The sequence below is a fragment of the Amycolatopsis sp. NPDC104863 genome (assembly GCF_055582965.1).
Window position 1 is genome coordinate 994,476 of the sequence record NZ_JBVJOW010000004.1, and the last position, 18,010, is coordinate 1,012,485.

The following is an 18,010-nucleotide window of genomic DNA, read 5'->3' on the forward strand; positions in this document are numbered from 1 at the left end:
ATAGCGGCATCCGGGCGACAGTCAGCGGGCGGGCAGCGCGTTCCGGCGGCGGGTGAGCGCGGACGGGTCGAGGTTCGCCCGCGTGCCGGCGTCGTGGCCGTCGAGGTACCCGCTGCCGGACAGCCGCCTCGGCGCGGCCGAGCGCAGGTCGCCGAACTGCTCGTCGAACGCGTGCTGCACCAGCTGCGCGCGGTCGCGCACGACCAGCTCCGCCGACCGCGCGCCGGGCGCCGCCGTCCGGACCGCTTCCTCTTCCGCGAGGGAAAGCCGCTCGTGCACAGCGCGCGCGAAGCCGTGCAGCCAGGTGCGCCGGTACGCGGCCAGCGACTCGCCGGGGAAGAAGCCGTCGGGCCGGACGCGGGTCAGCTGCGTGCTCGCCTGCAGCAGCAGGCTGGTGAACAGCAGCTCGACGCGGCCGAGGTCGGACCGGTAGCCGAACACCGTGACGCTGTCGACCTTCTGGCCGTAGCGGTGCAGCAGCGTCCGGCAGCGCAGCGGGTACGCGACCGAGGTGAGCAGGCTCGCCTTGTCGCGGCTGTACGGGTCGTTCATCGGGATCTTGAGCGTGCCGATCTCGTCGCTGGCCCCGGCCGCGGCGAGCATCGCCTGGTCGATTCCGTAGCGGGCGACCAGCTCGGCGGCCTTCTTGTTGTAGGCCTCGGCCTCCGCCTCGGTGACCGCCGGGTCCTCGGCCTTCGCCAGCAGCTTGCGGATGCGCTCGAGCTGCGGGTCTGACTCGGTCATGGCGGTGAGGGTATTCGATCAGGTGTTCGGGCGGGTGCAGCGGGGGTTCGCGTGTCGCGGACCGGGGTCAGCCGAGGTAGGCGTCGAGGGTGATGGCCAGCGCGGACTCCGGTGACGGCGCGAAGCTCGCCCCGGCCAGCCCGCCCCACAGCCAAAGCTGGGCGAGGCCGTGCAGCGCCGCCCACAGCGACGCCGCGACCAGCCGCAGGTCGGCGCCCGACCGGGCGACCGGGGTCGGCACCGCCGCCACCAGCACGGCGAAGGTGTCGAACACCGCGCTCGCCGCCGCCGAGAGCGCCGGGTCGTCGGCGTCGATCAGGTCGCGGCGGAACATCAGCTCGAACATCGCCGGGTTCTGCAGCGCGAAGTCGAGGTAGCTGTGGCACGCGGCGGTCAGCCGGACGCGTGGTGAGGTGTCCGGCAGCGTCTCGCGGCGGGCGAGCAGGTCGGCGAACCCGCGGGTCGCGACGGCGGAGAGCAGCTCGGCGCGGCCGGAGAAGTGCCGCAGCGGCGCGCCGTGCGAGACGCCGGCGGCCTTGGCGATCCCGCGCAGCGTCACCGCGTCGACCCCGCCTTCGACCAGCAGCTGGGAAGCCGTCGTGATCAGGCGTTGCCGGGTGCCCATGCTTCCTCCCTCGTGATGGGGAGCAGGTCCGGGCGCTTCGGGAAGAAGCCGTCCCCGGGCTGGCGGCCGATCAGCCGGTTGCGCGTGCGCGTGACGGCGACCGGGGCGACCTCGTGGAGCAGCCAGTGCAGGTCGGCGCGCCAGCCGCTGGTCTCGGCGGCGCCGGGCAGCGGGGCGAGCCAGGAGGGGTCGGCCGCCCGGCCGAGCAGGTCGAGGACGTAGGCGGCGAGCCGGCGGTGGCCGTGCGTGGAGAGGTGGAGCCGGTCGGCGCCGAAGTACCGCGAGTCGGTGACGGCCTGGTCGGGCCACAGGTCGATGAGCCGGGCGCCGTAGCTGACGGAGGCTTCCCGGATGGCCTCGTTGAGCGCGACGATCCGCGGCCGCATCCGGCGGCCGAGCGGCATCCGGTGGGAGACGTCGCTGAGGGTGAAGGTGACGACAACGGGAGAGATGTCGGCGCAGGCACGGACGGCGGCGTCGACCCGCCGCGCGACGGTGCGCGCGTCCCAGCCCCGGCTCATGATGTCGTTGCCCCCGCCGAAGAGGGCGACGAGGTCGGGCTCGAGCCTCGTGGCCTGGGGAACCTGCTCCGGGACGATCTGGTCGAGCCTCCGTCCCCGCACGGCGAGGTTGGCGTACCGGAAGTGCGGCTCGTCCCGCGCGAGATCGGCGGCGACGAAGTCGGCCCAGCCGCGGTAGTGGTCTTCGCCGGGGTACGGGTCGTCGAGACCTTCGGCGCAGCTGTCGCCGAGGACGACAAAACGGTGGTAGCTCATCCCGATCTCCGTAACCCGTGGTTCACCTTGCAGACACTGTTTATCAAACTTCTGTAGACGGTGTCTACTTCGTGTTCACCCGGGGTGAGAGCGGGTCAAGGCTGCTTTGGGGTGCTCGGGGTGGGGCTGCGACGGCCGTTCGCGCGGAGGCTGCGGCAGAGCGCTCAGCGCAGGCTCGGCCCGGCCGCGCCGGTGGGCTGAGACAGCCGCTCGCGCCGAAGGCCACCGAGAGGCGCTCGGGGCGCGCTCAGCCCAGCCGCGTCCGGTGGGCCGCAACGGCCGCCCGGCGGGGATCCGTCGCCGGGAGCGTCCCCAGCAACCCGTCCAGCACCGCGAAATCGTCCACTCCGCAGGCCGTCTCCCAGAACGACCACAGCACGCCCGGGTCGCCGCTGTTCAGGGCCACCTGGCGGACCTGGGCCGTCAACGACTCGCGCTCCTCGAGGATCGCCGGGGCCTCGGACTCCGGCAGCAGCGGCCCGCGGAACACCCGCAACACCTCCGACGGCGAACCCGTCCGCAGCGATGCCCGCACCCGCAGGAAATCCGCGTCGACGTCGGCCGCCAGCCGGTATGGCCGCGTCTGGACCACCGAGGCCCCCAGCTGGGACCGCAGGCGGTGGATCTCCGCGCGGACCGTCACCGGGTTGCCCGACTCGCCGTACAGCTGCAACGCCAGCCGCTCCGCCGAAAGGCCGCTCGGGTGCAGGGCCAGCAACGTGAGAATCTCCGCGTGCCGCAACGTCAACGGGACGTCGCGACCGTCCACAGTGGTCGAATGCGCGCCGTCGGCGAGGAACTCCAGGTGCAGCCGGGCGCGCTGGCCCCCGCCGCCCGAGGACAGCCTCAGCAGGTACCCCTCGGGCAACGGCTCGACCGTCGCCAACCGGCCGTCGGGGAGGGCGACCGTGCCGCCGCCGCGGCGGATGTCCACTGTGGACGGCAGGAGGCACGCCTGGGCCGCCAGCACCCGGCCGCCCGCCGAAAGCAGGGCGCCCGGCCGGCCGCGCAACGCCTCCAGGTGTGGCATGTTCACCCGCCGCAGCCGCTCGTCGCGCACCGCGAGCTGGGCGCGCAGCTGACCCTCCGCGAGCTGCGCCGTGGCCGTGACCAGCGACAACATCGCCGGGTGCACCGTGCGCAGCGGCCCGCTGACGTCGATCGAGCCGAGCAGCACGCCCGTCTCGGGGTCGCGGACGGGCGCCGCCGCGCAGGTCCACGTGTGGTAACGCCGGACCAGGTGCTCGGCCGAGTAGATCTGCACCGGGTCGCCGGTCGCCAAGGCCGTGCCCATGGCGTTCGTGCCGATCGCCGCCTCGCTCCACTGCGTGCCCTCGACCAGGCCGACGCGGTCGCCGCGCAGCAGCTGGTTCGTCGCGCCCTCGCGCCAGAGGATCAGGCCGTCCGCGTCGGTCACGATCATCACGTGCTCGGCGTCGTCGGCGATGCTCACCAGCATCTGCCGCAGCACCGGCAGCACCGGCGCCAGCGGGTGGGCCTCCCGCAGCGAGGCGAGGTCGGCGGGGTCGAGGATGAACGGAGCCTCACCGTCGTCCGGGTCGACCCGCGCGGCGAGCGACCGGTTCCACGAGTCGGAGACGACCGAGCGTGGCGGCCGGGGCCCGGGAACACCTTGGAGCACGGCCTCGCGGACGTGTTCCAGCAGCCGCGCGTACGACTCGGGATCGCGCAGCATCTCCGGCTCGGGCGCCTCTGCCACGTCTCCAGCGTAGAGACCCAGCTCACAGCGCTGCAACGCTCGTGCAACGTGGCCGGACCTACGTTCGCGGTCTCCGTCACTCCGAGCAACGAGGCAGGGAAGATGGTCCAGTACGCCGCACCGAACACCGAAGGCAGCGTCGTCAGCTACGAGTCGCGCTACGACCACTACATCGGCGGCGAGTACGTGCCGCCGGCCGGCGGCCAGTACTTCGAGAACCCGACCCCCGTCACCGGGAAGACCTTCTGCGAGATCGCCCGCGGCACCGCTCCCGACGTCGAGAAGGCGCTCGACGCGGCCTGGGGCGCGGCGCCGGCGTGGGGCAAGACCTCGGTCGACGCGCGGGCGAACATCCTGCTCAAGATCGCCGACCGGATGGAGCAGAACCTCGAGAAGATCGCGGTCGCCGAGGCGTGGGAGAACGGCAAGGCCGTCCGCGAAACGCTCGCCGCCGACATCCCGCTCGCGATCGACCACTTCCGCTACTTCGCCGGCGCGCTGCGCGCCCAGGAGGGCGGCATCTCGCAGATCGACGAGAACACCGTCGCCTACCACTTCCACGAGCCCCTCGGCGTGGTCGCGCAGATCATCCCGTGGAACTTCCCGATCCTGATGGCGGTCTGGAAGCTCGCCCCGGCGCTGGCCGCGGGCAACGCGATCGTGCTCAAGCCGGCCGAGCAGACGCCGGCGTCGATCCACCTGCTGTTCTCGATCATCGGCGACCTGATCCCGCCGGGTGTGGTGAACATCGTCAACGGCTTCGGCGTCGAGGCGGGCAAGCCGCTCGCGTCGAGCAACCGCGTCCGCAAGGTCGCCTTCACCGGTGAGACCACGACCGGCCGGCTGATCCTGCAGTACGCCAGCGAGAACATCATCCCGGTGACCGTCGAGCTGGGCGGCAAGAGCCCGAACATCTTCTTCGACGACGTCGCCGCGCAGAACGACGCCTTCTACGACAAGGCGCAGGAGGGCTTCACGCTCTTCGCGCTGAACCAGGGCGAGGTCTGCACCTGCCCGTCGCGGGCGCTGGTGCAGAGCGGCATCTACGACAAGTTCATGGGTGACGCCGTCGAGCGCGTCCGCCGGATCAAGCAGGGCCACCCGCTCGACACGGACACGATGATCGGCGCGCAGGCGTCCAACGACCAGCTCGAGAAGATCCTGTCCTACATCGACATCGGCAAGCAGGAGGGCGCGGAGATCCTGGTCGGCGGCGGCCGTAGCGACCTCGGCGGCGAGCTGTCCGGCGGGTACTACGTCGAGCCGACGGTGTTCGCCGGGGACAACAAGATGCGGATCTTCCAGGAGGAGATCTTCGGCCCGGTCGTGTCGGTGACCAAGTTCGACGACTACGACGACGCCATGAAGATCGCCAACGACACGCTCTACGGCCTCGGCGCCGGTGTCTGGTCCCGCGACGGCAACACCGCCTACCGCGCCGGCCGCGACATCCAGGCGGGCCGGGTGTGGGTGAACAACTACCACGCCTACCCGGCACACGCGGCCTTCGGCGGTTACAAGGCCTCCGGCATCGGCCGCGAGAACCACAAGATGATGCTCGACCACTACCAGCAGACGAAGAACATGCTGGTGTCCTACTCCGACCAGGCGCTCGGGTTCTTCTGATGGCCGAGCGGGTGGGGCTGACGGAGGAGGCGGCCGACCTCCTCCGGAAGCTCGCGGCCACCCACGGGCCGGTGATGTTCCACCAGTCCGGCGGGTGCTGCGACGGCAGCGCCCCGATGTGCTACCCGGCGGGCGAGTTCAAGACCGGGCAGACCGACGTGCACCTCGGCGACCTCGTCGTCGAGGGCATGGCGGACATCCCGTTCTGGATGTCCGGGCCGCAGTTCGAGTACTGGAAGCACACGCACCTGACGGTCGACGTCGTGCCCGGCCGCGGGAGCGGGTTCTCCCTGGAGGCGCCCGAAGGCGTGCGCTTCCTGATCCGCTCGCGGCTGTTCACCGACGAAGAGTCGGCGGCGCTGAACTGAAGGCACCGAACAACGCCGTGGCGAGCACCAGCCCCTCCCGGGCGACCGGGGCGAGCAGGTGCTCGTCCGGCGCGTGCTGCAGGCACCCCGGGTAGGAGTGCGGCAGCCACAGCGTCGCCAGGCCGAGGACGTCGGTGAAGACGTGGTTGGGCAGGCCGCCGCCGAAGCTGGGCAGCAGCGCGACCGGCTTTCCGGCTTCCGCCAGTGCTTCGCGGGCCCAGGCCACCCACGGGTCCTCGACCGGCGTTCGGCTGGCGCGGAAACTCGCCTCGGTGGTCACCTCGATCATCGGAAACCCCTGTGCGGCAAGGTGTTCCCGGAGCACCGTCGTGAGGTCGCCGACGTCGGTGCCCGCGACGTACCGCAGCTGCAGCACCGCGCGGGCGCGGCCGGGGATGGCGTTGACCGGGCGGTCGGCGTTCCCGGCGTCGAGGGCCAGCACCTCCAGGGTGTTCCAGCCGTAGAGCCGCTCGGCGGGCGTGAGCCGCTGATCGCCCCAGCCCTCGTCCGGTGCGTCGACGACGACGCCGGCCAGCGCTTCGCGGACGGACTCCGGCAGCTCCGGCGGCAGCAGCGCGGGCACCTGGACGCGGCCGTGGCCGTCGACGAGGCTCGCGATCGCCGCGGCCAGCGTCGTGGCCGGGTTGCGCAGGATGCCGCCCCAGTTGCCGGAGTGGGAGCCGCCCGGGCGCAGGTCGACGTCCAGGTCGATCCGGACTCCGCCGCGCGCGCCGAGGAACAGCGTCGGCGTCGCCGCGTCGAGGCGCGGGCCGTCGGAGGCGATCAGGACGTCGGCTTTCAGCAGGTCTTTCCGCTGTGCGGCGAATTCGTCGAGACCCGGTGAGCCGATCTCCTCGCCGGTTTCGAAGAGGAACTTCAGGTTGAAGTCCAGGGCGCCGCGCGCTGCGAGGAGCAGCCGCAACGCCGTCAGGTTGATCAGGTGCTGGCCCTTGTTGTCGGCGGTGCCGCGGCCGTACCAGCGGTCTCCGTCGGCGGTCAGCGTCCACGGGTCCCGGCCGTCGCCCCACTCGCCGGCCTCCCCGACGACGTCGGCGTGGCCGTAGCAGAGCAGCGTCGGAAGGTCTTCTCCTTCCGTGCGGACGCCGACCAGGAACGGCCCGCCCGCCGGGTCGGGGTTGGGGTGCTGGGTGACGTCGCAGCCGAGCGCGGTCAACGCGGGCGTCAGGACCTCGTCGAGGTAGGCCTGGATCGCGGCTCGGCCTTCGGGCGCGTCACTGACCGTGGGATAGGCGACGAGCCGGGCCAGTTCGGTGAAGAAGGCGCCGGAGTCGACGTGAGCGCGGGCCTGGTCGAGCAGTTCCATGCCCGCCACCTTAAAGGCGTGAAACAATACGAACGGTCGTGCTATCTTCGAGAGCATGAACGTCGACAGCGTTTACGTGGGGGAACCGAGCGTGCTGGGGTACCGGCGGGAGCAGCCGGTCTGGAGTGGCATCACCAAAGCGCGGGTCGCGGCGCCCGAGCTGAAGCTGACCGAGCTGAACCTCGACGGGGACCGGCAGGCCGACCTCACCGTGCACGGCGGCCCCGACAAGGCCGTCTACGTCTACCCGGCCGAGCACTACGCGGCCTGGGCCGAGGACGGCTTCGAGGCCTCGACGGCCGACTTCGGGGAGAACATCTCGCTGTCCGGCCTCACCGAGGACGACGTCCGGATCGGCGACGTCTGGGCCTGGGGTGACGCGCTCGTGCAGGTCTCGCAGCCGCGGTCGCCGTGTTTCAAGCTCGCGATGAAGACCGGCCGCAAGGACGTCGTCCCGGCGATGATCGACTCCGGGCGCAGCGGCTGGTACCTGCGGGTGCTGCGACCGGGCACCGTCCCGACGTCGGGCGCGGTCGAGCTGGTCGAGCGCGCGGACGCGCCCACGGTGGCCGAGGTGTACCTGATCTCGTTCGCCAACTACGGGCAGCTGCCGCCGGAGAAGGTCGAGCCGGCGCTGGACTTCGCCGACCGCGTGCTGGCGACCCCCGCGCTCGCCGTGTCGTGGAGCGCCGGGATCCAGTCCACTGTGGACCGCTGGCGGGCGCGGCGTGCCGGTTGACGGCCGGCTCGCCCGCGGCGACGCGACCCGGCGCGTGGTGCTGCGCCGGGCGGTGGACGTCGCGTCGGTGGACGGCCTCGACGGGCTGTCCCTCGGCCGGCTGGCCACCGAGCTGGAGCTGAGCAAGAGCGGCGTGTTCGCGCTGTTCGGCTCCAAGGAGGAACTGCAGCTCGCGACGATCGAGGCGGCGCTCGGCATCTTCGAGACGCACGTCGTGGCGCCGTCCCGGGCGGTCCCGCCCGGCTTGCCGCGGCTGCGGGCGATCTGCGAGAACTGGCTGGAGTACTCGGAACAGCGCGTGTTCCCGGGCGGCTGCTTCTTCTTCAACGTCGGCGCGGAGTTCGACGCCCGCCCGGGCCGGGTGCACGACGCCGTGGCGGCGGCGAGCGGCGCGTTCGCGGAGTTCATCCGCGAGACGGCCCGGGAAGCGGTCGCCCTCGGCCACCTGGACGCCGACGCCGAAGTCCTGGCGTTCGAACTCCACGCGCTGGGCCGCGCGGCCAACGCCGACGCCGTCCTGAACGGCGGGACCGGCGCTTACGCACTGGCCAGGCGGGCGATCAGGGCCCGCCTGGCCGGCGCGTGAGCTACTTCCAGTCGACCTGCGGGGAGCGGTAGAAGTTGATCCCCTGGGTCACCCAGCGCGGAGACTGCTTCGCCAGCCGCGCGCGGTAGGCGTCCCAGTTGTGCGTCGACTTCGGGGACCAGCCGATCTCCGCGATCCCCGGCAGCCGCGGGAACGCCATGTACTCGAGGTCGGCGCTGGTCCGGAGCGTCTCGGTCCACAGCGGCGCCTCGACACCCGCGACCGACTTCTCGCCGACGCCGGTCACCAGCGAAGCCGGGTCCCAGCTGTAGCCGTCCTTGACCTCGACCAGCGCGGCCCAGTCCTGGCCCAGCGGCGTCGACTCGTCGTACTTCATGTCCAGGTACGCGTAGTTCGCTGGCGACATGAGGATCTTGTTGCCCCGGGCCGCCGCGGCCGCGACCGACTCGTTGTCCCCGCCGAAGTCCCAGTACTGCGGGACCGCCGACGTCGGGAGCGTGGACTTCGCGATCTCGTGCCAGCCGGTGACCTTCTTGCCGTACTTGGCGACGATCGGCTGCACCTTCTGCTGGAAGGTCAGGTAGTCCGCGGGCGGCGTCGCGTGGGCCTCGTCGCCGCCGATGTGCAGGTACTGGCCCGGCGTGATGGCCGCGAGCTCGCGCACGACGTCGTCGACGAACTTGTACGTGATCGGCGAGGAGATGCACAGCGAGCTGTAGCCGACCTCGGTGTCCGTGCGCACCGGGACGGCCTTGCCGTCGCAGTTCAGCTCGGCGTAGGTCGACTGCGCCGCGTTCGTGTGGCCCGGCATGTCGATCTCCGGGATCACCGTGATGTGCCGCGAAGCCGCGTACGCGACGATGTCCTTGTACTGCTTCTGCGTGTAGTAGCCGCCCGGGTCGCCGTCGACCGCCGTCTTGCCGCCGACCGTCGCCAGCTTCGGCCAGCTCTTGATCTCGATGCGCCAGCCCTGGTCGTCGGCCAGGTGCAGGTGCAGCGTGTTGATCTTGTACTGGGCGATCTGGTCGATGTAGCGCTTGACCTGGTCCGGCTGGAAGAAGTGCCGGGCGACGTCGAGCATCGCGCCGCGCTCGCCGAAGCGCGGGTAGTCGAGGATCGTGCCGCCCGCGACCGTCCACGTCCGGTGCTGGACGCGCTTCGCGTCGATCGCCGACGGCAGCAGCTGCCGCAGCGACTGGACGCCTTCGAAGAGGCCGTCGGCGGTGTTGGCCTTGAGCGAGACGCCGTCGCGCTTGACCTTCAGCTCGTAACCCTCGGTGCCCGTGCGGGCGTCGTGGCCCAGCTCCAGCGAGATCGCGGGCAGGCCCCACGCGTGCGGCACGACCGGCAGCGGGTAGCCGGTGGCCGGGCGCAGCAGGCCGCGCAGGTAGTCCGCGACCTGGCCGGCGCCCCGGTCGGCGCTGATGACGGTGAACGGCGTGAGCCGGAAGTCCGCCTTCGGGTCCGCCTTCGCCGAGACGGGCGCCGGGACCACGTCGGTCACGCTGCGTTCGGGCGCGGCCGGGGAGGCCGCCGCGGCGGCGGGCGCACCGACCGCCGTGAGACTCACGATCGCCGTGGTCAGGACGGCTCTGGACAAGCGCATCAGGGCACCTCCGGTCGGGGACTCCTCCCAAAGGTACAGACCAGCCGGAGCATTTGGAATGCTACTTTACGAACCGCGGAGAGCGGGCCGGATGGCGTCCAGCACCGCCGGATCCTCGATCGTCGAGGGCATGGGTTCGTCGCGGCCGTCGGCGATCGCGCGCATCGCCCGGCGCAGGATCTTCCCGGACCGCGTCTTCGGCAGTCCGTCCACAATGGACACGTCGCGGAAGGCGGCGACCGGGCCGATGTCCTCCCGGACCATGGCCACCAGCTCCGCGCGCAGCTGGTCCTCGGGGATGTCCGCGCCCGCCTTGAGCGTCACGAACCCGCGGGGCAGCTGGCCCTTGAGCTGGTCGGCGACGCCGATCACGGCGCACTCGGCCACCGCCGGGTGCGACGCCAGCACGGCCTCCATCGACCCCGTGGAGAGCCGGTGGCCGGCGACGTTGATGACGTCGTCGGTGCGGCCCATGACGAACAGGTAGCCGTCCTCGTCGAAGTACCCCGAGTCGCCGGTCAGGTAGTAACCCTCGTAGCGGGAGAGGTAGGCCTGGCGGTAGCGCTCGTCGTCACCCCACAGCGTCGGCAGCGACCCCGGCGGCAGCGGCAGCTTCAGCGTGATGGCCCCTTCGCGCCCGGCCGGCAGCTCGTTGCCGGCGCGGTCGAGGATCCGGATGTCCGAACCCGGGACGGCCTTCGTCACGGACCCGGCCTTGACCGGCATCGGCTCCAGGCCGCAGAGGTTGGACGCGGTCGGCCAGCCGGTCTCGGTCTGCCACCAGTGGTCGATGATCGCCTTGCCCAGCTTCCCGTGCGCCCAGTGATAGGTCTCCGGGTCGAGCCGCTCCCCGGCCAGGAACAGGGTCTTGAACGCCGAGATGTCGTACTTCGCCAGCTCCACGGCGTCCGGGTCGACCTTCTTGATCGCCCGCAGCGCGGTCGGCGCGCAGTAGAGCCCCCGGACCCGGTGCTCGGCGATGACCCGCCAGAACGCGCCCGCGTCCGGCGTGCCGACCGGCTTGCCCTCGTAGAGCACGGTCGTCGCGCCGACCAGCAGCGGCGCGTACGCGATGTAGGAGTGGCCGACGACCCAGCCGACGTCCGACGCGCCCCACCAGACGTCCCCCGCGTGGATGTCGTAGACGGCGTCCATCGAGTACGCCAGCCCGACCGCGTGGCCGCCGTTGTCCCGCACGACGCCCTTCGGCCGCCCGGTCGTCCCGGACGTGTAGAGGATGTACAGCGGGTCGGTGGCCGCGAGCGGCACCGGCGCCACCGGCGTGGCGTCCGCGGCCAGCCGGCGCCAGTCTAGGTCGCGGCCGGTCAGCTCGGCGAGCGCCTGCTCGCGCTGCAGCACGACGACGTGCTCGGGCTGGTGCTCGGTCATCTTGAGCGCGGTCTCGATGATCGGCTTGTACTCGATCACCCGCGTCGGCTCGATGCCGCAGGACGCCGCCAGGATCACCTTGGGCTTCGCGTCCTCGACCCGCGCGGCCAGCTCCTTCGGCGCGAACCCGCCGAAGACCACCGAGTGCACCGCGCCGATCCGGGCGCAGGCCAGCATCCCGATCACGGCTTCCGGGACGTTCGGCAGGTAGAGCAGGACGCGGTCACCCTTCGTGACCCCCAGGGAACTGAGCGCGCCGGCGAACCGCGCGACCGTGTCCCGCAGCTCCTCGAAGGTGTAGGTGCGTTGCTGTCCGGTCACGGGCGAGTCCCAGATCAGCGCGGCCTGCTCGCCGCGGCCGGCCTCGACGTGCCGGTCCAAAGTGTTGTACGAGGTGTTCAGCTCCCCGTCCGGGAACCAGCGGTAGAAGGGTGGCTGCGAGTCGTCGAGGGCCGTTTTCGGCGCCTTCGTCCAGCTGATCTTTTCCGCCGCTGCCAGCCAGAACGCCTCCGGCTCGGCCAGGCTGCGCCGGTAAGCCTCGGAGTACGCGCCCATTCTCCGCTCCTTCGTGACGCCGGGGTGCCGAAATGGCGGCCCGCTGTCCCTGTCAGGTTTCCGCGAACGGGGGTGCCCCGGCGTCTTCTCGACTGCGCGGGCCGCCGGCGGAACCGTGTGGCCACCGGAAGCGTCACGGAAAGACCCGGCAACCTCACGGCGGCCGGGAGCGTCCTAAGCTGGACTGCGAGGAAACGCCGCATGGCGATACGAAGTGAACACGGACAGTGAGGGGAGCCCGGCGGTGAACGGACTCGCGAGCGCGTTGCTCTCGCTAGCCCATTCCTTGTTCGGCCCGGGCTTCTGCCCCGGCGAATGGGTCTGGGCCACGAGTGCGGCCGGCGCGCTCGTCGCACTGTTGCCGCCGATCGGCGCGCTGGCGGTGTCGATCATCCGCAAGGGCACCGGCAACCGGTACGACGTGACGACACTCTCGGTGTTCGGCGGGATCGGCCTGGTCACCACGCTGGTGCTGCCGTGGCTGCTGTCCAACGGCGTGTCGGGGGTCTACCGCGCCGCGTGGGCGGGCGAGGAAAGCGGCCTGACCAGCAAGGAGTGGTCGAGCCTCAACAGCCCCGGCGGCTGCTGGGTGGACAACCAGCGCAACTACCTCGGCGGCGGCCAGTCCGTCTACGACGTGCTGTTCTCCCGCAACGGCAGTGACATCCCGTTCTTCGTCTACCTGCTCGCGTTCGTGGTGCTGGGCGCCGGCTCGCTGCTGTTCGTCATGCTGCAGGGCCGCACGGCCTTCCGCCGCGGCCCGAAGTGGCCGTCCCGGTTCTTCTGGATCCCGTTCGCCGCGATGCTGCTGTTCAGCGTCGGCATGGAGGCGAACACCGCGCTGCACTTCTGGCTCGGGTTCCTGCCGTTCAGCGTGCTGGGCCTGATCCCGGTCGCGATGGTCGGGCCGCCGCCGTGGTCGGTCATCAACCGGCCGGATGTGCCGCCGCGGCGCGACCAGGAGCCGCAGGGCCCACCGCCGTCGCAGGTCCAGCCGCGGCCCACCCCGCCGCCGCCCCCGCCACCCCCGGTCAACCGGCCGTACCCGAAGACGGCGCTGGCCTCGGCGCCCGAACCCCCGCCGCCGCCGATGGCGGGCGCGCTGGCCGCGGCCCCCGGCCCGGTCCCGCCGCCGCCCGGCTCGCGCAACGCCGGCGGCAGCCGCTACCGGCGTGTCAAGCAGCTCGGCGCGGGTGGTTTCGGCACGGTCTGGCAGGCCGTCGACACCCAGCTCAACCGCACGGTCGCGCTGAAGATCGCGCACGCGCCGGACCGCGACACCGCCGAGCGCATGCAGCGCGAGGCCCGCGCGCTGGCCGTGGTCAGCCACCCGAACTGCGTCAAGGTGTACGACCTGGCCGAGGAGCCGGACGGCCTCGCGCTGGTCATGGAGTACCTCGAAGGCCGCCCGCTGGCCGAGCTGGTCGACGGCCAGGGCCCGCTCGACGACGTCGCCGCCGGCCGCCTCTGGGCGACGATGGCGGGCGCGCTCGCCGCGGCCCACGAGAAGGGCGTCCTGCACCGCGACATCAAGCCGTCGAACATCGTGCTCGACCCCAGCGGCCTGGCCCACCTCATCGACTTCGGCATCGCCCGCAGCCAGGGCGACTCGAAGATGACGGCGACCGGCATGATGATCGGCACGCCCGACTTCGTCGCCCCGGAGCAGGCGATGGGCGCGACGGCCTCCCCGGCGTCGGACGCCTGGCAGCTGGCGGCGACGATCAGCTACGCGCTGTCCGGCCAGCCCCCGCGCGGCACCCGCGAGACCCCGATGGCGGCGCTGATGGCCGCTGCCCGCGCCGAACCCGTGTCCCGCCTCCCGCAGCGCAGCGCCCACGCGCGGCTGCTGGCGGCCTCCCTGGACCCCGAGCCACGCCGCCGCCCGACGCTCAACGCCGTGCGGCGCGAGGTCGAGGGGTGGCTTTCGCGGGCCGGCAAGTCGGCCGACGGCCCGGTGACGCGGGTGGTGCCGCGCCAGCCGGGCAGCCAGATGCCCCGCCGCTAAGCGGGCTTCACGGCTTCGAAGATCACGAGCTGCTTCGGCTCCAGCTGGACGTCGACCTGCTCGAACCCGGCCTTCTCGAGGCGGCCGGGGAACGTCGCCGCGTCGACGACGTTCATCGTGTCGCCGACGTGCAGCAGGCGGAAGCGCAGGTTGAGCTGGCCGTCGCTGCCGCAGTACGTGCCGCCCGGGCGCAGGACCCGCGCCGCCTCGGCGAAGATCGCGTCCTGCAGCGCCGCGGTCGGGACGTGGTGCAGCATCGTGAAGCAGACGACCGCGGAGAAGCGCCCGGACTCGAACGGCATCTCCGCGCCGCTGCCCTCGACGACGTCGGCGCGGTCGCCGAACTTCGCGCGCAGCAGCTCGGTGGACGCGTGGTCGATTTCCAGGACCGTCAGCTTCGGCACGACGTCGAGCAGCACCTTCGTGGTGGCGCCGAACCCGGGCCCGATCTCGAGGACGTCGTCACCCAGGTCGCGGTCCCGAAGCCACGGCGTCAGGCGCTCCTCGACGGTGTTCGCCCACTTCTCCGAGCTGCAGATCTTGCGGTGGATCAGGTTCATCGGCATGACTTCGACGCTAGGCAGCTCGTCGGGTGACCGGTAGCCGATAGGCTGCCAAGTGATGTCGCTGATCGGTCATTCCGGAGCCATGCTGCTGGGCGAGGTCGACCTGCCCGCCGGCACCTGGTTCCCGCTGCACGAGCACCCCGTGCACCAGCTCGTCTGGTCCGCGCGCGGGGTCGTCGCGGTGAAGGCGGGCGACGCGGGCTGGGTGCTGCCGCCGACCCGTGCGCTCTGGATGCCCGCCGGCGTCCCGCACCGCACCGGCGCCCTCGGCCGGGTGGCGCTGCGCGGCATCTACGCCGACCCGGCGCTGTCGCCGGTGAGCTGGCCGGAGCCGCGGATGGTGGCCGTCCGGCCGCTGCTGCGCGAGCTGCTGGAGTACCTGACCGGTGACGGTGTCGGGGCCGCCGCCCGGCTGCGCGCCGAAGCCGTGGCGTTCGACCTGCTGGAGCCGCTCGACGTGGTGCCGATCGCGGTGCCCTCACCGGCCGACCCGCGCGCCCGCGACGTCGAGGCGGCGGTGCTGGGCAACCCGGCCGACCCGCGCAGCCTCGCGGAGTTCGGCCGGGACGTCGGCGCGGCGGAGCGAACGCTGGCCCGGATCTTCGTGCGCGAGTGCCGGATGACGTTCGGGACCTGGCGCACGCAGGTGCGGTTGCGTGCGGCGCTGCCGTTGCTGGCCCAGCGGCTGCCGCTGGAGACGGTGGCCCAGCGCATCGGCTACAGCTCGGCGAGCGCGTTCGTCGCAGCCTTTCGCCGCGCGGTCGGCGTCACGCCGGGCGCCTACTTCGCGGGCTGAGCTACCGCCAGGACGGCAGCCAGCGCTCGGCCTCCCAATGGCCGTTCGTGATCGCGATGCCGTTCAGGATCGGCCACAGCCAGGCGAAGTTCGCCACCACCAGCCCGACGTACAGCGACACGACGAGCAGACCGGTCCCGCGTCTCTCGAATCCGCGGCGCGCGCTGCCCAGGACCTGGCCCAGGCACAACGTCAGCCCCAGCACCAGGAACGCCGCCAGCGGTGTCGCGTAGAAGAAGTACATCTGGCGGTCGATGTTGGTGAACCAGAAGACGTACCCGCCGAGGTAGCCGACCAGCACGGCGGCGTAGCGCCAGTCCGCGCGGAAGATCGAGCGCCAGACCGACCAGCCCAGCATCGGGATCGCCAGCCACCACATCGCCGGCGTGCCGACCAGCATCGTCGCGCTGACGCAGCGGGACTCGCCGCAGCCGGTGACGTCGCCGTCGTAGCTGTAGAGCATCGGGCGCAGCCCCATCGGCCACGTCCACGGCTTCGACTCCCACGGGTGCGGGTTGTCCTTCGGCGTCACCAGCGTCTCGTGGAAGTGCAGGACGTTCGCCGAGTAGTCGCCGAGCGAGCGCAGCGACGCCGGGATCCAGCCCCAGACGCCGGGCGCGATGTCCTTGATCTCGGTGTAGTGCCGGTCGGTCGCCGTCTCGCTGGCGAACCACGCCCAGTACGCGGCGAGGTACATCAGCAGCGGGACCAGCAGGATCGCCCACAGCGCGGGCAGCACGTCCCGGCGGATCGTGCCCAGCCAGGGCCGCTCGACGCCTGCCGCGCGCCGCGCCGCGACATCGAAGAAGACGCACAGCAGCCCGAACGCGACGATGTAGTACAGCGCCGACCACTTGACGCCGAAGGTGAGCCCGATCATCAGGCCGGTCGCGAACCGCCACCAGCGGAAGCCCAGCTTCGGACCCCACACGGACTCGTTGACCCAGCCCTCGCGCACGGCCGTCGCGAGCCGGGTGCGCACCTGGTCGCGGTCGACCAGCAGGCAGGAGAACGCGGCGAGTACGAACAGCGCGATGAAGATGTCGAGCATGCCCATCCGCGACTGCAGGTGCAGCACGCCGTCGCTGATCACCAGGACCCCCGCGATGCCGCCGAGCAGCGTCGAGCGGGTGAGCCGGCGGGCGATCCGGATGGTCAGGAAGATGATGAGCGTGCCGGCCAGCGCGGGCATGATCCGCCAGCCCCAGCCGTTGTAGCCGAACAGCCATTCGCCGACCGCGATCAGCTGCTTCGCCAGCGGCGGGTGGACGACCAGCTCGTAGCCGTAGTTGTCCTCGTAACCGCCGTTGCGCAGCACCTGCCAGGCCTGGGGCACGTAGTGCTTCTCGTCGAAGACCGGGCTGCCCTTGTCCGTCGGCGTGCCCAGGTTCTGCAGCCGGACGATGCCGCCGATCACGGTCAGCACGAGGGTGACGACCCAGCCGCGCAGCCGGTCGGCCGGCATGCCGCGGCCGAGCAGGGTCACTTCGCGGTCGGTGGGCGGCCGGAGCTCCTCCACCGGGTCCGGCCGGACGCTTTCGTCGTCGGGACGGGTCAGCACGGCGGTCACGGGGGCGATCCTACGGGCGGGCCGGGGCGTGCGTCGTCCGGATCCGCTGATCAGCCTAGGCTGGCCGGGTGAGCTCACCGGTTTCTTCCGGCCGCCTGGTCCTGGCGGCGACCCCGCTCGGCGACGTCCGCGACGCCTCGCCCCGCCTGGCGGAAGCACTGGCGGAAGCCGACGTCATCGCGGCCGAGGACACCCGGCGGCTGCGGTCGCTGACCGCGGCGCTCGGCGTGACCCCGCGCGGCCGGGTGGTGAGCTTCTACGAAGACGTCGAGACGGCGCGCCTGCCCAAGCTGCTCGAATCGTTACGCGCGGGCGAGACCGTGGTGCTGGTGACGGACGCCGGAATGCCCAGTGTGTCCGATCCGGGCTTCCGCCTGGTTTCGGCGTGCGTCGCCGAGGACCTTCCGGTGACGTGCCTGCCGGGCCCGTCGGCGGTGACCACGGCGCTCGCTTTGTCCGGTTTGCCGTGCGACCGCTTCTGTTTCGAGGGGTTCGCGCCGCGCAAGCCGGGCGAGCGCTCCCGCTGGCTGTCGTCGTTGCGCGACGAGCCCCGCACGGCGGTGTTCTTCGAGTCCCCGCACCGGCTGGCGTCGACGTTGTCGGACGCGGTGTCGGTGCTGGGCGCGGACCGGCGGGCCGCGGTGTGCCGTGAGCTGACGAAGACGTACGAAGAGGTGAAGCGGGGTTCGCTCGCCTCGCTGGCCGCGTGGGCCGCGGACGGGGTTCGCGGCGAGATCACGGTGGTGCTTTCGGGCGCGGAGCCGCGGTCGGTTTCGGTGGCGGACCTGGTGGACGAGGTCGCGTCCCGGGTGGCGGCGGGCGAGCGCCTGAAGTCCGCGGCGGCGGAGGTCGCCGAGGCGACCGGGGTGTCCAAAAAGGAGCTTTACGACGCGGTGCTGGCAGCTCGGGCGGCGAAGTAGTGCTCGACGAAGGCCGCTGACCGGGCCACGATCGGTTCGATCGGTCGAGTTCAAGGTGGTTCGTCACTTCGCGCAGGCGGCTCCGGTCTACGACCTCGCGGTGGATTCGGTCCACGATTACCCTGTGGCTC

The 18,010-nt window shown here is 71.8% G+C and carries 16 protein-coding genes; 7 read left to right on the forward strand and 9 right to left on the reverse strand.

Features of this window, described 5'->3' with window-relative positions:
- Window positions 1-21: 21 nt before the first annotated feature.
- From ACZ63J_RS26385 to ACZ63J_RS26400, 4 genes are all read right to left on the reverse strand, one after another.
- Window positions 22-744 carry a DUF2786 domain-containing protein gene (locus ACZ63J_RS26385; protein ID WP_465302325.1) on the reverse strand — a complete coding sequence of 241 codons (723 nt, stop codon included), beginning with the start codon at window positions 742-744 and terminating at the stop codon, window positions 22-24.
- Between the two features lie 67 nt (window positions 745-811).
- On the reverse strand, window positions 812-1,369 hold the full coding sequence (locus ACZ63J_RS26390) for a TetR/AcrR family transcriptional regulator (protein ID WP_465341428.1): 558 nt from the start codon (window positions 1,367-1,369) through the stop codon (window positions 812-814).
- The gene (locus ACZ63J_RS26395; protein ID WP_465302329.1) at window positions 1,348-2,145 is read right to left on the reverse strand and encodes an SGNH/GDSL hydrolase family protein; all 798 of its coding nucleotides are present in this window, start codon (window positions 2,143-2,145) and stop codon (window positions 1,348-1,350) included. The genes ACZ63J_RS26390 and ACZ63J_RS26395 overlap by 22 nt, the downstream gene beginning before the upstream one ends.
- Window positions 2,146-2,392: 247 nt before the next feature.
- Complete coding sequence (locus tag ACZ63J_RS26400; protein WP_465439632.1) at window positions 2,393-3,865, reverse strand: helix-turn-helix domain-containing protein; 1,473 nt, start codon at window positions 3,863-3,865, stop codon at window positions 2,393-2,395.
- A gap of 102 nt (window positions 3,866-3,967) precedes the next feature.
- On the opposite strand from ACZ63J_RS26400, the gene exaC reads away from it, so the two are divergent.
- Window positions 3,968-5,491 (forward strand): acetaldehyde dehydrogenase ExaC, encoded by a 1,524-nt coding sequence (exaC, locus tag ACZ63J_RS26405; protein WP_465406703.1) that lies wholly within the window; start codon window positions 3,968-3,970, stop codon window positions 5,489-5,491.
- Window positions 5,491-5,859, forward strand: coding sequence for a DUF779 domain-containing protein (locus ACZ63J_RS26410; RefSeq protein WP_465302333.1), 369 nt, complete (start codon window positions 5,491-5,493; stop codon window positions 5,857-5,859). The genes exaC and ACZ63J_RS26410 overlap by 1 nt, the downstream gene beginning before the upstream one ends.
- Here ACZ63J_RS26410 and ACZ63J_RS26415 read toward each other — a convergent pair.
- On the reverse strand, window positions 5,828-7,183 hold the full coding sequence (locus tag ACZ63J_RS26415) for a M20 family metallopeptidase (RefSeq protein ID WP_465406701.1): 1,356 nt from the start codon (window positions 7,181-7,183) through the stop codon (window positions 5,828-5,830). The two genes, ACZ63J_RS26410 and ACZ63J_RS26415, sit on opposite strands and share 32 nt — an antisense overlap.
- A 55-nt stretch (window positions 7,184-7,238) precedes the next feature.
- Here ACZ63J_RS26415 and ACZ63J_RS26420 point away from each other — a divergent pair, with 55 nt between their 5' ends.
- Both ACZ63J_RS26420 and ACZ63J_RS26425 read left to right on the forward strand, forming a co-directional pair.
- Window positions 7,239-7,922: an MOSC domain-containing protein gene (locus tag ACZ63J_RS26420; protein ID WP_465406700.1), complete on the forward strand. Its 684-nt coding sequence runs from the start codon at window positions 7,239-7,241 to the stop codon at window positions 7,920-7,922.
- Window positions 7,912-8,508, forward strand: a complete 597-nt coding sequence (locus ACZ63J_RS26425) for a TetR/AcrR family transcriptional regulator (RefSeq protein ID WP_465406699.1) — start codon at window positions 7,912-7,914, stop codon at window positions 8,506-8,508. Before ACZ63J_RS26420 ends, ACZ63J_RS26425 begins: the two co-directional genes overlap by 11 nt.
- A gap of 1 nt (window position 8,509) precedes the next feature.
- Here ACZ63J_RS26425 and ACZ63J_RS26430 read toward each other — a convergent pair whose 3' ends face one another.
- Complete coding sequence (locus ACZ63J_RS26430) at window positions 8,510-10,075, reverse strand: beta-N-acetylhexosaminidase (RefSeq protein ID WP_465406697.1); 1,566 nt, start codon at window positions 10,073-10,075, stop codon at window positions 8,510-8,512.
- A gap of 66 nt (window positions 10,076-10,141) precedes the next feature.
- The gene (locus ACZ63J_RS26435) at window positions 10,142-12,019 is read right to left on the reverse strand and encodes a propionyl-CoA synthetase (protein WP_465302342.1); all 1,878 of its coding nucleotides are present in this window, start codon (window positions 12,017-12,019) and stop codon (window positions 10,142-10,144) included.
- A gap of 244 nt (window positions 12,020-12,263) precedes the next feature.
- Between ACZ63J_RS26435 and ACZ63J_RS26440 the strand changes: the two genes are divergently transcribed.
- Window positions 12,264-14,027 (forward strand): serine/threonine-protein kinase, encoded by a 1,764-nt coding sequence (locus ACZ63J_RS26440; protein ID WP_465406696.1) that lies wholly within the window; start codon window positions 12,264-12,266, stop codon window positions 14,025-14,027.
- Here the strand turns inward: ACZ63J_RS26440 and ACZ63J_RS26445 are convergent.
- Complete coding sequence (locus tag ACZ63J_RS26445; RefSeq protein ID WP_465406695.1) at window positions 14,024-14,593, reverse strand: class I SAM-dependent methyltransferase; 570 nt, start codon at window positions 14,591-14,593, stop codon at window positions 14,024-14,026. The genes ACZ63J_RS26440 and ACZ63J_RS26445 overlap by 4 nt on opposite strands.
- Before the next feature lie 82 nt (window positions 14,594-14,675).
- Between ACZ63J_RS26445 and ACZ63J_RS26450 the strand changes: the two genes are divergently transcribed.
- Window positions 14,676-15,389 (forward strand): AraC family transcriptional regulator, encoded by a 714-nt coding sequence (locus ACZ63J_RS26450; RefSeq protein ID WP_465406777.1) that lies wholly within the window; start codon window positions 14,676-14,678, stop codon window positions 15,387-15,389.
- A gap of 1 nt (window position 15,390) precedes the next feature.
- On the opposite strand, the gene ACZ63J_RS26455 is transcribed toward ACZ63J_RS26450, so the two are convergent.
- A complete protein-coding gene (locus ACZ63J_RS26455) occupies window positions 15,391-16,959 on the reverse strand; it encodes a dolichyl-phosphate-mannose--protein mannosyltransferase (protein WP_465341441.1) in 1,569 nt (522 codons plus the stop codon).
- A 68-nt stretch (window positions 16,960-17,027) separates the two neighbouring features.
- Between ACZ63J_RS26455 and rsmI the strand changes: the two genes are divergently transcribed.
- A complete protein-coding gene (gene rsmI, locus ACZ63J_RS26460) occupies window positions 17,028-17,879 on the forward strand; it encodes a 16S rRNA (cytidine(1402)-2'-O)-methyltransferase (RefSeq protein WP_465406694.1) in 852 nt (283 codons plus the stop codon).
- The last annotated feature ends 131 nt before the right edge of the window (window positions 17,880-18,010 follow it).